This is a genomic window from Calothrix sp. NIES-3974 (assembly GCF_002368395.1).
Classification (GTDB): domain Bacteria; phylum Cyanobacteriota; class Cyanobacteriia; order Cyanobacteriales; family Nostocaceae; genus NIES-3974.
Window position 1 is genome coordinate 5729006 of the sequence record NZ_AP018254.1, and the last position, 17079, is coordinate 5746084.

Genomic DNA, 17079 nt, shown 5'->3' on the forward strand with positions numbered 1-17079 from the left:
TCGCACATAAAATATTGAATTTTATTTTTGAATATACCCTTAAGACCGACTGTCAAATTTGATGTCATCTACCTGTTTTTACTCATTTAAGCGGATAAGCAAAATTATTTCGTCATTGCGAAATAATCTCAAACCCTGGCAATTATTATGATATTAAGTTCGTAGTGAGGACTTTAGTCTTCAAAGTCAGCGAAGATAGTGTTGACTACGAACAAAAAATCAGAATTTTTGTGATAATTGCGTCAGTCCTATATAGCAGTCCTAAATGATACGTGATAATTAATTAAGGCTATAATGCTTACAAATTAAAGATTTTTATCTAAGTGTTTTCTCACCAATGCTTCCGGATTGCCATATAAATGAGATTTCTCCCAAATTAAAAATTATATTTTTACTTTATCAGGACTTACGCAGTTACGTCATTGCACTTCTTCGCGTAGGGGATTGACTGTAGGGTTACAAGGTAGACGCGCAGCGGAATTGTTTTATTGTAACAAGTACGTAAGTCCTATGTATAGATAGTTTTTGTAAACCATTAATTAGATGACAACCAATTATCAACTACTTTTAACATTAACTTTTCTCCAATAGCTTTCTGCTGTTTCATTTTTTTACCACCCATTTGAATTTTGGCTCTTTCCACGACATCAGTTAGTGAGATAAATTTACTTTTTTGTCGCTCTTTAACAATAGCTTCTGCAATATTACGAGCCTTACCATCAGTTATTCCACCTTGACTAAGTTTATGTACTAATTGAGGCTGGTCCCAAGTATTGAATATTTCTAGTGGATTGATTTTTTGTTCTAATTGACTGCGAAGATCTTTATTTTCAGATTCTAAATTATATTTTGCTTTGCTTTCTTCCAGTAACTGATGAGCCAATTTATCTATTCTTGCTTCTAAGTTATATAAGAATGACTCTAAAGCTTCAGGAGTTATATCTAATTTGCGTTCGGAAATACTACTATGGCGAAAAAGCTCTATTTGCTTTGATATTACTTGTTCACTTTCATCTTCCACGATATATACATTCACCATTTCCCCTTTTTTGGGGTCAATTTCCCTAGCTCTAGCAGCAGCATAATAGGTGAAATCACCATCTACAACCTCGTAGGATTGTAAACTTATTCTTTTGACAATTATAGGATTAATTGTACCTTCTATCTCTAAAATAGCATGTGCAGCTGCTTCGATTGCTTCATCTGTGAAGTTTGAGCGAGGAGTCGCACAACTAATCTTTTTAATTGCAACAAGCGAAGTCGATAGTTTCATTTACAGCATTCCTATTTTGGACAGTACTTCTTTAGCTAGTAACTCAAATTCCTGAGCTGATGTGGAATTGGGTTTAAAATCTAAAACCGAAACGGGATCGGCTATTTCCATATCTCCCATTTGAATAGTTTGTTCAGAACATTTTGCCAAATCATCTCTTTCATAAATAACAGTATCAAAAATTGGTAAATCATACTTTTGAGATACTTTCTGAATTCGAGGATATAAGGTATACTGGATAAATTTTGGATTCGTTGGTATTTTACAGGGTAAAACCCCTAAAATTTCTAAGGGTGGCTGTTTAATTTGTTTTTTAAATCCGTTTACTGTTTTAATGAATTCCTTGACGTTAAGCAAGCCTTGATTCGCAAATGGTTTTAAATCTGAAGGAATAATTAAATAGTCTGCGGCAATGAGAGCGATTCTGGCATATAAGTTTAACGATGGAGGAGTATCTATCAGTACAACATCAAAATCATTTTTCACATCTGCCAGCTTTTCTATTAATATCAATCTACTGTAGTCTAGGGAATTTAAATCACTTTCATTTTTCATTAAATCAATGTGTGCTGGTACGACATATATTGCCGGCTGACAAAATGATGATTTTCTTGCTACTTCTGAAATCGAATAAAACTCTTCCGACTGTAAAACTTGTAAGATATTTAAGTCTTTGATATCATCATTTTCTTCATCATCAAATTTGATTAAGCCAGTTGCAAACGTTGTATTTGCTTGACTATCTAAATCTATCACTAAGACTTTTTTACCTTTTTTGCTCAAAGCAGCTGCTAAATTTACGACTGTTGTTGTTTTGCCGACTCCACCCTTATTATGATAAACGGAAATTATCTTCATTTTTTGTTCTCCTTGGTTATCATTTAAATCTTGATTTTCAAAGCGTTTTGATGAATTCTTGTTTAAACTGTCCCGTCCAATTAAAGCTTGTATTTGCGAAATATGTTCTTCTATTTCTTTTCCTAAACAACTGAATACCAAACAGATATCATTACCATTAAGAGTATAAATCCGAATTTCTCTACCATTCGTCAACAAGCCATACTTAACATTCAGCTTAGTTAAATAATACCTAAGCCTCAGTACATGATTATCTAAATTCTGCTGTGGATGCTTCGCTTCCATGACCACACTCAATGGTGAGTTTGCATCCAAAACAAAGGGAATGACTTGTGCTGCAAAAGCTAAAAAGTCTAATCGGATACTACCTACTGCAACTTCCTGATGCCATGTATCTGGAGTGTAACCTAATGCTGGCAAAAGATATTGAACGATAAGTTTACTTTCTACCTCACTTTCATTACGACATAGCGCGGGATTAAATGTCACATTTATAACCTCTAGAAACAGATACGTATTATTACAATACCATTCATTACTATCAAGTGCCATAAAATACATGTATTTTATATTACAAAAATGATATGGATTCACATATACCTATAGGCGAAATTCAGGAAGGAAGATGATTACTTATGGTAATTTAATAAAATTGGTATAATTTTCACGGCTGTGTCAAGCTAGTTAAAAATCTTAAATTTATGCTATTTTTTCCCTATTCTCGGTAAGCGTAAAGCTAAATATAAGCGGAGCATTATTTTCAGGATTTAATTCAATGGGACACGTAATTGCAACAGCGAATATGAAAGGTGGGGTTGGGAAAACAACTCTTTCGGTTAATTTAGCTACCTGTTTAGCAAAAAATCACGGACAACGGGTATTAGTATTGGATTTAGATACGCAAATCAGTGCCACATTAAGTTTAATGTCACCTGTGGATTTTGCCAGTCGTCGGAAGAAGCGGAAAACATTTCGACATTTAATTGACCAGATTATTACTCCCGGTGATGCGGCTGATTTCACAATTCAAGATATCATTCAAAGGGAGGTTTGCAAGTTACCTGGTTTGAATTTATTACCGGGAGATATTGATTTGTATGATGAGTTTGTGGTTTCAGAATTGTTGCATCAACAGGCTTTGAATGTTGGCGAAAAGGATTTTGAAACGATTTGGAATCGGTTTGAGCGTATCTTGCTAGGAAAGATTTTAGAACCGATTCGGAATGATTATGATTTCATTATTTTAGATTGCGCTCCTGGTTATAATTTATTGACTAGAAGCGCCTTAGCAACGAGTGATTATTACATATTACCAGCGAAACCAGAGCCTTTGTCGGTGGTGGGTATTCAATTATTAGAAAGGCGGATTGCCCAACTCAAGGATAGTCATGAACATGAGCAAAAAATTGAAACCAAAATGTTAGGAATTGTGTTCACGATGTTGAGTAATAATTTATTGAATGGTAGATATTATAAGCAGGTTATCCATCGGGTTGATCAGGATTATGGTAAGGAAAAAGTTTGTCAAAATCAAATTCCTATTGATGTCAATGTAGCTAAAGCTGTGGATAGTTTTATGCCTGCGGTTTTAAATAGTCCTAATTCTGCTGGTTCCCGTGCTTTTGTGGCTTTGACTCAGGAGTTGTTGCAGAAATTGTAGATGGGAGAATCTTGGAGACAGGATAAGTATTTTGGATTTTGGATTTTGGATTTTGGATTACTTTATATCTTGCACCTTATACATACGTTGAATTTTAAAATATACACGATATAGCTACAGTACTCTTATTTGCTTTTAACGCTAAAATAATACTTTCAGATTTATACTGAGTATTTTATTTTCATCAGCTTTTCTGGGTGCAAGATGTGAGTCACCCTACGGTTGATCCGCACTACGTGCGTCTATGGATTGTGGATTACTCTAATCAACTGCGCTACATATAAAAAATCGGCAGGAGGAAAAATCCGTTTTATGACCCCATGTCCAGAGTCAGGGCGATAGTCAGAATAGTGATAATTAATACTTGAATTATCGTTTTTGGGAATGGGAAGAGATGCGACATGTCGCGTCTGTACGGCAATAGGGAGAGATGTGACATATCGTGTCTGTACTCTCGGAGGAAAAGTCTGCTTTACGACCCCATGTCCAGAGTCAGAAGGATAGCCAAAATAGTGATAATACTTGACAAACATCCTCTTAGACTGCTCGAACACTGTTATGAAGATTTTAGTGGGAACCCTTGGTTGGGATGGTCTGTGGAATTAGTAATTATTCCGACAACACTTTTGGCGACTAAAATACCCTCTAAAGCTGAGAAAATAAAAGTTTTACTATTTTTCTGCAAGTCCTAAATAGTTATTATTGATCTTCCCTATTCCTTACTTGTAAACTACTACTATGTAACAAAATGTAAATTAATTGTAATACTATATTTCTGCATTTTATCCAGAATAACAGATGATTTTCTACTCACCTATTTACTGCAAAATTCAAGTAGAAATATTAAGTATGAGAGATATTTATCTCTGTCTAGAGACACAAATATCTTGGAAATGATGATTATTGGTGTTACATGGTTTTGTTCTTTTTATACAGCAAAAAAGTATCACAATTATCAACATTCAAAAATAGTATTCTGCTAATTATTATATTAAACCAGTTTTATTATGAGTCACTCCACTGAGTAATTTTACCCCTGTATATTAATTAACATCTTTCATTGGTTTTTAGTATAAATATTGACTAATACTGGGGATTGAACAAACGGATATTTGGCGGCATAATCAAGGTGTAAAGCAGTATTCTAGGCACTAATTCCCTGGGGAAAGACCGATTATTACTGGTTCATACACAAGGAGACATAAAGGATAAATATGTGAATGAATATGAGTAGTTGGATGAGGTGACAAGGGTAGTGACAAAAAGTAAAGAGTTGGAATATTTTTCCAGGTGAAGAATAAACTATGTTAGAATAATAATCTTAAAACTATATTAATTATGTCGATCAACAGTAAGCCTTACTAAGTAGGTTAAAGATAGCATGGACTGTCCAAAAATCCTAATTATAGAGGAGAAAAAAGTCCTGGCTGTGGATATTAGCAATAGTTTACAGCGATTAGGATATAAATATATAGAAATTATTGATTCAGGAGAGGAAGCAATTAATAAAATTGCAGAGATGAACCCAAATTTAGTGTTGCTGGATATTTGCTTGTCGGATGGTTTAGGAGCAATAGAAATGGCGGATCTGATTGAGGGAAAGTTTCATGTTCCGGTGTTGTACATGGGGGAGTACGGGGAAGTAATGAAACTGACAAGTCAAAAGTTGCTACAACCATTTCGTTATTTATATCAGCCGTTTGGGGAAAAGGATTTACATATTGCGGTGGAAATGGCGTTGTATAAAAGTCAGGTGGAAAAGCGGCTCACGGAAAAAGTCCAGAGGTTGACTAGCATAATCGATGGGGTTGGGAGTGGGATAGTTGTCACGAATTTGCAAGGTGACATTGAAATGATGAATCCGGTGGCTGAGGGTTTGACGGGTTGGAGAGAATCGGAAGCTTTGCAGCGACATGTGAATGAGGTCGTGAGACTGGTTGATGGTGGTAATGGGGAGTTGATGCTGGATTTACCGACGCAGGTACTCAATGGGAAGGTGACGATGAAGTTACCGGAAAACTGTATCTTGATTGCTAAAGATGGTCGGGAAATTCCGGTGGGAGATAGTATTGCACCGATTCGCGATCGCAGTGGGGAGATTTGTGGTTTAGTATTTATATTTCAAGATATTAGTCAACGTAAGCAGATGGAAGCGCAATTGATGCGTAATGCATTCTACGATGCGCTAACTGCATTACCGAATCGAGTTTTATTCTTGGATCGACTCAGACAAGCTTTTGAGCGAGCTAAACGTCGTCATAATTATCGATTTGCAGTTTTATTTATTGATTTAGATGGATTTAAGCAAATTAATGACCTCTATGGACATGGAATGGGGGATGATTTATTAATTGCGATCGCTCGGCGTTTGGAGGTATGTTTGCGGAGTGGGGATACGGTAGCTCGATTTGGGGGGGATGAGTTTGCCGCAGTCTTAGAGGATATTAAGGATGAAACTGACGCAACCAACATCGCCAATCGAATTCAGGATAGTCTGAGTGTTCCTTTACAGTTGAACGGACAACAATTGGTGGTTACGGCTAGTATTGGAATTGCCATTCATTCCGATAGCCACCAGGAACCAGCAAATCTGTTACGGGATGCAGACATTGCCATGTATCGAGCAAAAAAACTACGCAAAAAAACTACAAGGTAAAGCGAGTTACGCAGTGTTTGCGTGATTAGGATTTGCTAGGTGTTTTTCTACGCAGCAACCCCCAGAAATGGAATTTTTTAATTGCTATGAACAAAGGGACGCAGCAAACAGCTACGTCCCCATCTGGTTTTTAAAAACCCTATTCTGCTGCTACAGATTCAGTTTCTACGGGTATTTCTGCACCTGCTTCCACTGCTGCTTCCGGTTCTGGTTCCGGTTCTACTTTGGGTTGGGGTTTAGTGGGTTTGGGTCCCCGTGCTAAAGCTGGATTAACCGGTGGAGTTTTATCTTCAAACTTCCTTTTCCCTTTACCAGATTTACCTTTACCACGATTGTCTTTGCCTTCTCTGCGTCTTCCAGAACCACGGGGTTCAAATTCCGAATTTTGGGAATCGCTGTTTGTGTTAGCTTGGGACTGACGCTCGGACTTTTTGATTGGGCGTTCTACCATTGTAAATTTAGATGAAGTTATTTGTATAATACACCGCTTTGTGATAGGGGAGGTTAACCGCGTAGACGTTGAGCATCACGAATAATCCAACGGCGATCGCTAGCATCCCAAATTAAGTATAATCGCACATCGGAAGGGGATTGCTGACCATTTTTGAGGCGATAATTGAGATTAGCTTCAACGGTAGCTGCATTTTCACTACTGTTAATCTCTCGTAATTGCTTGATTTCCACACTTGCGACTTGACCACCCCACCAATCCGTATAGGAATCATAGCCTTTGGGATGGACACGACGATTACCCCGAAAGGTGGGAGAAAGTTTATTCCAAGCGGATTCGAGATTGCCATTATTGATTGTGGAATAGTAATTACGAACAAAATCGACGGGGGAAGTGTCCGGTGTACTAACGGATGGTGGTGATGGGGTTGTTTCTGGAGTTGGTTCGTTAATGGGTGTTTCGTTAACGGGTGTTTGATTCACAGTTGGTTCGTTAACAGGTGTTTCGTTAACGGGTGGTTCTTCAACAGGTGGTGGGGTGGGTGGTTCTGGTTGGGTTGGTGGATTGACTGGTAGTTGGTTAACGGGTAATTGGCTTACAGTGGGTCGATTTACGCGTGGTTGGTTAACAGGTGCTTGATTAACGGGTGATGGAGTCGGTGATTCTGTTGGGGTTGGTGAATCAACAGGTGGTTGATTGACGAGAGGTTCTGGCTTTGGTTGGTTGTTAAGGGCAATGCTGATGATACTAGCAGCACCAACTAGCCCCGCAGCAATGATACCACCGACCAAAATCTTTTTGTTGTTGCTGGGTGTAATTTGGGCTGAGGATGGGGGAGAAGATGGGGGGTATACAGGAGGGTTAACGGGAGTGACAGGAATGGTATTTTGGGTAGGATCGGGTTGGTTTGCGGTGGTTGGATAGGTAGAGGTGGAAATTGGTGGAGAATTATCCTGGAGTACGGATAACATTTCTTGAGCGCTCAGAAAGCGATCGCGGGGATGGTAGGCGATCGCTTTTTCTAAAATACCCCGCATTTGCGGACTGAGATATGGTGCGTAATTATGCCAAACTAATTCACCAGTGCGCGGGTCTGTCGGGAATTCCTGGGGTTGTTTGCCAGTGATTAAGTAAATAACCGTAATCGCCAAGCTATAAATATCACTTACGAATACAGGACGACCCATTGCCTGTTCACTTGGCATATATCCGGGAGTACCAATCACAATCGAACTCGTGGGACTACCTTGGGAATTGACTACGGTTCCCATTAATTCTCGCACTGCTCCAAAGTCGATTAACACCGGTTTTCCATCTCGATAGCGCAGAATGATATTATCTGGCTTAATATCACGGTGAATAATCCCCCGTGCATGGATCATATGCAAAATTGGTAATAAATCTATCAGTAAATTTCGAGCTTCAGTTTCGGAAAAAACACCTTGTTTTTGCAATCTTGCAGTGAGAGTGTCACCTTCAATCCATTCCTGCACTAGATAGAATTTACCGTTATCCTGAAAATATGCATACAACCGAGGTATTTGTTCACACTTATCCCCTAACTCTTCTAAGATAGCTGCTTCCCGTTGAAATCGCGTTTGTACCAATTGTTCGACTTCCGGGTTATCATTAATTGGCTTGAGTTGCTTAATCACACAACGTCGTAGGGATGGCATTTGGGTATCTTCTGCAAGGAAAGTATCGCCAAAACCCCCACTCCCTAATGTTTGTAGCACACGATAACGGTTATTTAGCAGCATTCTCTGACCGGGTTTTAATGGAACAGCTAGATTACCGTGAATATTCTAGCTTGTAAATGGGGAGTAGGGAGTAGAGACGACCCATCGGGTCGTCTCCAGATTGTTAGAAAAATAGGCATGACAAGAGTAGAAGGAGAAAATAGTCGGTTATAAGACATTATTTAGCAAGAGATGTTATCTCTATCACTCAAGCTATTGATTTACTACCTGAAATATCAGGATATCTCCTCGATAGTTTAAATGTTAAATACGATTATTCGGTCTTTTCGCGATCGCCTGAATTCATTTTATTGGAAAATTTCGGAAAAAAACGCATATCATCCCGCGATGATACAGTGCCAATTTTCTTCCGATTCCCGACTCACCACTCCCTATTCCCTACATGTTTTAGAGAGCATATCATCCCGCAATGATACAGTGCCAATTTTCTTCCGATTCCCGACTCACCACTCCCTATTCCCTAGATGTTTTAGGGATTTGTGAGAAATGGGGTATAGCTTAAATCAAAAATGGCTCTATTTCATAATTATGCCATTCTCCTTGATAACGTTCCGCGACTAATGGTCTCACGCGAAATTTCGGTGGAGAACCATCGCAAACATCTACCCGTAAACAGGAGTAAGGTCTACGTTTTTGTCTTCCGGAACCACTACGACCCAGGAATAAATGGGAGTGAGCAAGATGACGACCATCGTTGTCAATTAAATCTCCACCTTCCTCCCTTTGTCTACGTAAACTAAAGCCACTTCCACCACAAATTAACCAATTAATATGGGAATCAGCATGGCCAGTATCTAGGGTTTGAATATATTCTAAACAATGGGCATGACCATTAAAAACTAAGTCAATTAAAGCCCTTCCTTGGGGGATATCACCTAATTCTTGAGCAACTGCATCTAGGGTTTGGGCAAAATGTTTACGTACAGTTAAAGTTTGAGATTGTTGCCATTTAGTTGCTTCCGTAACGTAGGGAGGATGGTGGAAAAACACGATTCTTCCCCGGACTTCGGGATTGCGCCAAGATGCAATTAGTCTTTCTTTAAACCAGTTTAATTGTTCTGTATCGTTACTAATTTCTACTGTCCCAAGTTGTTTATCAATATCAACGATAATTTCTTCTATTTGAGATAGATGAGCTTCTAAATCATCGATTTGCTCGGCTTCTTCCATCTTTTCAGAATTTAGTTTTGTTAGGGTTTGAATTATTTCTCGCTTGCGTTGAATCAAACTATCCCGTTGTTGTTTTAAATTGATGCGTTGTTTATCCCCATCTGGATTATTTGGGAGGGGTTGAGGTTGATTAAACGTATTAGAATCTAGAGCAAAAAAATCTATCCCACCGTAATTAAATGTGTAATAGCGATTCGGTAAACGGGTGAAATAGCCAGGTTGATAATTTAAACAACGTCCCGTATTTGTTTTTGCGGTGTAGTATTGATCTAAATGTTCAGCTAGTTCGCCGGAAAATCGCCACTTTTTCAAATAGTCAAGAAAAGCTTGAGCATAGGCATCTCCTTGGTATGAACCATGCCAAGCCGCATCAAAATCAATTGTAGAACGAAATAGACGGCGAATGGGTAATGTGATGATGGAAAGTAAATTAAAAATCAGGGGAATATCGTAATAATCATGATTACCGGGAACAGGAAAAATCGGTAATTTAAACGTCATTTGGTTATATGGAATCTGGCGATGATTTTCACCACCAACGAGAAATTCTCGATAGGGAGCGATAAAATTGTGGGGATAATATTCGCTCGAACCAACTAAATAAACAACATCACCTGTATGCAACATAAAACGACTTTGGGGATGGTGGGGTAGCATTAACTCCGCAATTTGTCGCTGGGGATGGTGTTTCTTTTGATAACCCGTACCACTATCACCAATAACTAGAAAAGAAAATTCCCGATCGCCATTACGTCCATCATCCAAAATAAAACAAGTTTGGTCTATTTGTCGTTCGATAATTTCCCGTGCTTGCCAACGGACTCGCTGTTGCATCTTCATAATTTTAGTGGCGATCGCTGGTTCGGATACAAGTTTAATCATTAAATTTTCCTTGATTTGATGGCTATTTAGGTGGAAACGATCCGTTGATTCATTCTCTCGCTTGCAAATAGGGAGTAGGGAGAGACGCGACATATCCCGTCTGTACAGGAATCGGGAGTGGTGTCAGCATGTAGACTATTCTCACTTTGGTAGTTTGTCAGCTAAACTAGCCAACAACCTCCCTTTGTTTCGCGAATGAGTCTCTGTATCAATCCCCAATGTTTACAACCCCTGAATCCAGATATGGTTTTATTTTGTCAAACCTGTGGTTCGGAACTATTGTTAAACGGACGTTACCGGGTTGTCAAAAAACTGGGTGGGGGTGGATTTGGTAAAACCTTTACGGTGTTGGGAAAAGGTGGGGAAACTAAGGTTTTAAAAATTTTGACTAATAACCATCCGAAAGCGGTAGAATTGTTTGCACGGGAAGCTGATGTTCTGAAATGTCTTTCCCATCCTGGTATTCCCAAAGTGGAAACTGATGGGTATTTTATTTATTTTCCTCGCAATAGCCAAACACCGATTCATTGTTTGGTCATGGAGAAAATCGAGGGATTAAATTTACGGGAGTATATGCACCAAAGGGGTCATCAGCCAATCGAGCAAAACCTTGCGATCGCCTGGTTAACTGAACTGACGGAGATTTTACACCAGGTTCATGGTCAAAATTTTTTCCATCGTGATATCAAACCCGCCAATATCATGTTACGCTCCAATGGGGGATTAGCACTGATTGATTTTGGTACAGCCAGACAAATTACGGGTACATACTTAGCCAAACAAGCTGCTGGAGGGGTGACGGGGATTGTTTCCAGTGGTTACACACCACCCGAACAAATTAACGGACAAGCGGTACAACAATCGGATTTTTTTGCTCTTGCGAGAACATTTGTCTACTTATTAACAGCGACAGACCCCGGATTATTGTACGATATCGATAGCGATGGCTTGAAATGGCGCGATGCTCACAGCCTGAACCTTCCCAGCTATCACCATCCCCAGATATCGCCCCAATTTGCCGATTTAATCGACGCGATGATGGCTAGACTCCCTTCCCAGCGTCCCAGTTCCACCACGGAAATTTTACAACGATTACGGGAAATTTCCCATCCACCCCTAACAGTCAACCTGAATATTGCTCCCACCCTGATCCATTCTCCTACACAAATTTTGCCAGAAATTGAATTAAAAGCCATTCAACCCACATTTATTCAGCAGAAACGGAGTTTTTTCTATCAGTGGATGTTAGCAAGTGTGGTGGGATTGGGAATTGGTTTATTTTTGCGATCGCTAGTTAGTGCTTTAGTTTATAGTTTATTCGGCGATTTGGTCGGACTGCGTTATGCGATGCTAAGTGCCATTGTCACCGCCTTACCTGTAGAATGGATGCAGTGGATGGCATTGCGACGACGCATCCATTGGGATTTTTGGTCAATTGCCGAAATTGCTTTTGCCGTATTCATCGGTTTAGTGACAGGGACAATCGCTGGAAAGTTATTATTTGCTAACCTGGGACAACTAGTAGGAGCATTAGTTGGTATATTTACCGGAACAGCGATCGCTAAATGGTTGATTTTCCGCAGACAATTGAAACGGACATTTTTTTGGCTGATCACCGTAATTATCACGATTCCCAGCAGTGTCATTGTGGGAGCGATCGCTGCAATTATTTTTAATCTAATTTTCTCAAAAATTTGGTTGCTAAATACCAGTTTTGCCATGAGTTTTGCCATTGGAATTACCATTAGCATCTTTTTTTGGAGCAGTATAAGTGGGATTGCGATCGCTTGGTTATTACGTCATCGACAGTTCTAAATTGATGACTAGAGAATAAGCCGATGTATACTTTTGATATCAGTAAATCTAAAGGCGCTCTGCAAGGTGTATCTCCGTTCCCACAAGAGATTTTTCCTATTCCCTACTTCTCACTCACTCCTTACTTTCACTTCCGGAAAATTCCGCGTAAATCCGGAAGTTGAAACCCAGAAAAAGTCAGTATATTGAATTGACCTAAGTATTGTCCATTCACAGAAAATACTGTGGTGATATTACCTTTCATACGGACATCTACCGGATTTCTCTATGTTTCCAGCCAATCCATCGGACTTTATTGATGATAAAGTAGCGAAAGAATCATTTACAGTTACAGATAAAAAATATCATTATCAATTATCCCCGGAAACTCAGCAACATTTATCTAAAAATTATTCCCAGGAATCTATTTATAAATTAGCTTTCCATCAACAAAAAAAAATAGTAAATTCCCCAACCAATCTGAATCAAAATCAATTATTAGAAAGATTGATAAATAACGTACCAGGGATGATTTATCAATTTGTTCTCTGCGCAGATGGTAGCAAATATTTTTCCTATATTAGTCCCGGTTGTCGGGAAATTTTTCAGCTAGAACCAGCAGAAATCACCAGAGATATTAACTGTATTTGGGAATTAATTCACCCTAGCGATCGCTCTTCCTTAGATATCGCTATCATGCAATCAGCCCAAACCCAAGAAAAATTTGTCTGGGAAGGTCGTATTACCCTACCATCCGGGTATTGTAAGTGGATACAAGCGACATCTCAACCAGAACTGCAAGCAAACGGGGATGTGATCTGGGATGGATTAGTCATAGATATCAGCGATCGCAAATACACAGAAATCGAGAAAGACCAATTTGTCTCCCTCATCCAAAATAGCTCTGATTTTATTGCGATCGCGACTTTGGAAGGTAATGCCATCTTCATCAACCAAGCAGGTCGTCAAATGATTGGTTTGGGAATTAATGAAAGTCTAGAACACTTGCCAATATCATCCCATCATACACCAGAAGATTGGGAATGCCTCCAAAAAAACATTCTACCAATTGTCATGGAAACAGGTAAATGGCAAGGAGAGTTTAGGTTTAGACATCATCAAACAGGAGAAGCTATTCCCATTGACTACAATATTTTTACAATTAAAGATAGTAGTGGGAAGGCAATTGCATTGGCAACTATTACCCGCGATATTACTCTCAGAAAACAAGCTGAGGAAGAAAGGCAAAGGTTTGTTTCTTTAGTTGAAAACAGCTCAGACTTTATTGCATTGGCATCTCTAGAAGCTAAGACATTATACATTAACGAAGCTGGACAGAAATTAGTTGGTATTCAAGGTGAAGAAGAATACAAGCAAACTTCAATTAGTGATTATCATACACCTGAAGATTGGGAATTTTTTGAAAAAAATATTACTCCTATTGTTCTCAAAGATGGTCGTTGGCAAGGAGAATTTTGGTTTAGACATTTTCAGACAGGAGAAAAAATTCCTATTGAGTATAATGTTTTCATTTTAACAGACCAAAAAACAGGACAACCTGTGGCTTTTGCAACTGTCACCAGAGATATTACAGAAAGAAAGCGAGCAGAAGCGGCAATTAAACAATCAGAGCAACGATACCGAGAACTAGCTAGACGGGAGCAACTTGTCAATCATCTTGCAAGTCAAATTCGTCAGTCCTTGGATTTAGATAAAGTTTTAGAAACAGCTATCCATGAAATTCGTGATTTATTACAAATAGATAGATGTAGTTTTTCTTGGTTTCAACCGAATGCAAACCCACCGATTTGGGAGACATTAAAAGAAGCAAAACATCCAGATTTACCCAGTTTAATCGGTTGTCATCCTATCGACAAAGTTGGTTCGGTAACTGAACTATTCCTCAAACAGGAAATACTGAAAATTGATGATGTTTCCCAGTTTGAAGAACCCACCCACCGTCAATTCTTAGAATCTCTAGGAATCAAATCGGAAATAGTCTTACCCATTAAAACCCTTTCCCGTATTGGTGTAATTGTTTGTGGACACTGGAAAGAACCTCGACCCTGGACAGATAGTGAAGTCGAATTATTGCAAGCAGTTGTTGATCAAATTGCGATCGCCATTAACCAAGCAGAACTATATACCCAAAGTCAACAAGCAGCTATCACCGCTCAAAATCAAGCTGAACAAATCGAAAAAACCCTCAAACAACTTCAACAAACCCAATCCCAACTAGTCCAAAGCGAAAAAATGTCCAGCCTGGGACAACTTGTAGCAGGAGTTGCCCACGAAATCAATAACCCCGTCAACTTTATTTACGGGAACCTCAGTCATGCCAGTATTTATACAGAAGAAATTCTCAATTTACTCAAACTATACCGTCAAGAATATCCCCAAGCTTCCCCAGAAATTCATCAACAGATTGAAGATATTGACCTGGACTTTATTGTCACCGATTTACCCCAGGTCATAGATTCGATGCAAATTGGTGCTGAAAGAATCCGAGAAATTGTCCAATCGCTACGAACTTTTTCCCGCTTGGACGAAGCCGAAATGAAAGCTGTTAATATACACGAAGGTATTGAAAGCACCCTATTAATTTTGCAACATCGCCTCAAACCTGGAAAAGATAGACCAGAGATCAAAATTATCAAACACTATACCAACCTCCCGAAAATTGTCTGCTATCCCGGACAACTAAACCAGGTTTTCATGAATTTAATCGCAAACGCAATCGATGCTTTGGAAGAAGCTCACCAAAAATCGCAACAAATCTTTAAACATCAACCTCCCACAATTACCATCTCCACTGCAATCCTGGAGGATGAATCGGTCACTATTCAATTTAGGGATAATGGTTCTGGTATGACCCCCGAAGTTCAACAACGTCTATTCGACCCCTTCTTTACAACTAAACCAGTCGGTCTAGGTACTGGTTTGGGTTTATCTATTAGTTATGAAATCATAGTTAACAAACATCACGGTCAAATCTCCTGTAGCAGCGAATTAGGTAAAGGTACGGAGTTTATAATTAAAATTCCTATTTCTCAGCCTGAGAATACATAGTCAAATCTTAAATATCGAGATAATTAATTTAAATATTCATAAACTCTATGAATATCCAGTGTCATCGTAAAAAAATGTTAAAAAATATTTTTTTAAATTTCAGAGAAATTACAGCAGTTTTTTTTTGATAAACAGATTAAATTGGAATGAGTTACAAGAAGAAAAAAATCAGTTGATTCAATAAGTAACGATTTTATTCTCATCGATGCTTTAATCAACTATCTGCTTGTAACTTTTCATTTAGATATAGTTCATTACAAAAGAATTATAAATTGTGCTACAAAAACGTTAAAGCAAATGTATATTATTTGCATAATATTTTTGTATCGGTACAATTTGGATTTTTTTTGACTTGATGTATGAGTATTATTATCAGGTTGCATTAACTACTTAAAATAAATCTACTAATATCAGTTGACTTTTTCTACTGTGATTTAGATGGATTTATATTTTTAAACTTGATAATAGAAAGATAGTGAATATGCAAGAGATATTTCAGATAATTGAACATAAGAAAAATATTTTTTCTCAACTACCTCTATTTAAGTTTATGCAAGATAAAAGCATAAGCCCTGAAGCCAGAATTAGTTTTGCACCTTGCATGGCCTTCTTCATTATGGGCTTTGGGGACTTAAATAAGTATGTATTGAGAGATTTAAATAATAACAGTCCTGTGCAAAAGATTATTAATGATCATACGAATGAAGATGATAATCATTGGCCTTGGTACATCAGGGATATAGAAAATTTAAACTTAGATATTAATTGGAGCTTTAATGATTCGCTCCTATTTTTCTGGAGTGACAAAACAAAGTTAACACGTCAAATCGTTTACCAGATTGCTGGTTATAGTTTACGAAGTGAACCAATAGTAAAATTAGCAATTATCGAAGCTCTTGAAGCGATGGGAAATGTATTTTTCTTCAACTCAACAAAAGTCATTTCTGAACTAAACTCTCTTAATCATAAGCAGTACATCTATTTTGGTGATGACCATTTAAAAGTTGAAACAGGACATACAATGGGTACGTCAGGAGCGGAAAATTTTCTCGAAAGTGTGGAATTAACTCCGACGCAAAGAGAGCAAGCTTTGGAAGCTGTAGACAAAATATTCCAAGTTTTTTCTGAATGGACATATGAACTACTTGCTTATGCACAAGCACAAGATCCAGATCAGACTAATTCAAAGCAGTCTGATTTACTAACTGCTTGTTCATAAATCTGTTTACTTTTCCAATTATCGAATTAACGCACTACATCCTTGATTACAGTGCGTTATATTAATGGCAATATTGCGGTCGGAAAATCCACACCGCAATTTGCTTATCTAATACTATAGTTTGACTCACCAAGTTACACCCTTCAATTCAACCGGAAACAGCTTACGCTCAGATAGGCGATCCTCATCCAGCGCATGAATCAAATACTTACCTGTTGCTTGCTGCTCTTCAATATCTTCATTAACAGCCATTTTATATTTGGCTGTATAAATATTTCATGGGAAAC

General features: G+C 38.3%; 11 protein-coding genes. 5 read left to right on the plus strand and 6 right to left on the minus strand.

Annotated elements, in window-relative coordinates:
* Positions 1-535: 535 nt before the first annotated feature.
* Both CDC37_RS22795 and CDC37_RS22800 read right to left on the minus strand, forming a co-directional pair.
* On the minus strand, positions 536-1273 hold the full coding sequence (locus tag CDC37_RS22795) for a ParB N-terminal domain-containing protein (protein ID WP_096625410.1): 738 nt from the start codon (positions 1271-1273) through the stop codon (positions 536-538).
* Positions 1274-2620 carry an AAA family ATPase gene (locus CDC37_RS22800; RefSeq protein ID WP_096625412.1) on the minus strand — a complete coding sequence of 449 codons (1347 nt, stop codon included), beginning with the start codon at positions 2618-2620 and terminating at the stop codon, positions 1274-1276.
* A gap of 286 nt (positions 2621-2906) precedes the next feature.
* Here CDC37_RS22800 and CDC37_RS22805 point away from each other — a divergent pair, with 286 nt between their 5' ends.
* Entirely contained in the window at positions 2907-3791 is an 885-nt protein-coding gene (locus tag CDC37_RS22805; protein WP_096625414.1) for a ParA family protein, read from the plus strand.
* A 1381-nt stretch (positions 3792-5172) separates the two neighbouring features.
* Positions 5173-6447 (plus strand): diguanylate cyclase domain-containing protein, encoded by a 1275-nt coding sequence (locus CDC37_RS22810; RefSeq protein WP_096625416.1) that lies wholly within the window; start codon positions 5173-5175, stop codon positions 6445-6447.
* Between the two features lie 139 nt (positions 6448-6586).
* On the opposite strand, the gene CDC37_RS22815 is transcribed toward CDC37_RS22810, so the two are convergent.
* The 3 genes from CDC37_RS22815 to CDC37_RS22825 all read right to left on the minus strand — a co-directional run bounded on the left by CDC37_RS22815 (position 6587) and on the right by CDC37_RS22825 (position 10707).
* A complete protein-coding gene (locus CDC37_RS22815; RefSeq protein ID WP_096625418.1) occupies positions 6587-6898 on the minus strand; it encodes a hypothetical protein in 312 nt (103 codons plus the stop codon).
* 53 nt (positions 6899-6951) lie between these two features.
* A complete protein-coding gene (locus CDC37_RS22820) occupies positions 6952-8658 on the minus strand; it encodes a serine/threonine-protein kinase (RefSeq protein WP_096625420.1) in 1707 nt (568 codons plus the stop codon).
* Positions 8659-9156: 498 nt separating this feature from the next.
* Positions 9157-10707 carry a metallophosphoesterase gene (locus CDC37_RS22825; protein WP_096626562.1) on the minus strand — a complete coding sequence of 517 codons (1551 nt, stop codon included), beginning with the start codon at positions 10705-10707 and terminating at the stop codon, positions 9157-9159.
* A gap of 198 nt (positions 10708-10905) precedes the next feature.
* Between CDC37_RS22825 and CDC37_RS22830 the strand changes: the two genes are divergently transcribed.
* From CDC37_RS22830 to CDC37_RS22840, 3 genes are all read left to right on the plus strand, one after another.
* Positions 10906-12525 (plus strand): bifunctional serine/threonine protein kinase/MFS transporter, encoded by a 1620-nt coding sequence (locus tag CDC37_RS22830; RefSeq protein ID WP_096625422.1) that lies wholly within the window; start codon positions 10906-10908, stop codon positions 12523-12525.
* 267 nt (positions 12526-12792) lie between these two features.
* A complete protein-coding gene (locus tag CDC37_RS22835) occupies positions 12793-15573 on the plus strand; it encodes a PAS domain S-box protein (protein WP_096625424.1) in 2781 nt (926 codons plus the stop codon).
* 481 nt (positions 15574-16054) lie between these two features.
* Positions 16055-16792, plus strand: a complete 738-nt coding sequence (locus CDC37_RS22840; RefSeq protein ID WP_096625426.1) for a hypothetical protein — start codon at positions 16055-16057, stop codon at positions 16790-16792.
* Between the two features lie 126 nt (positions 16793-16918).
* Here the strand turns inward: CDC37_RS22840 and CDC37_RS25620 are convergent, their stop codons facing one another.
* Positions 16919-17044: a hypothetical protein gene (locus tag CDC37_RS25620; RefSeq protein WP_255408876.1), complete on the minus strand. Its 126-nt coding sequence runs from the start codon at positions 17042-17044 to the stop codon at positions 16919-16921.
* Between the last annotated feature and the right edge of the window lie 35 nt (positions 17045-17079).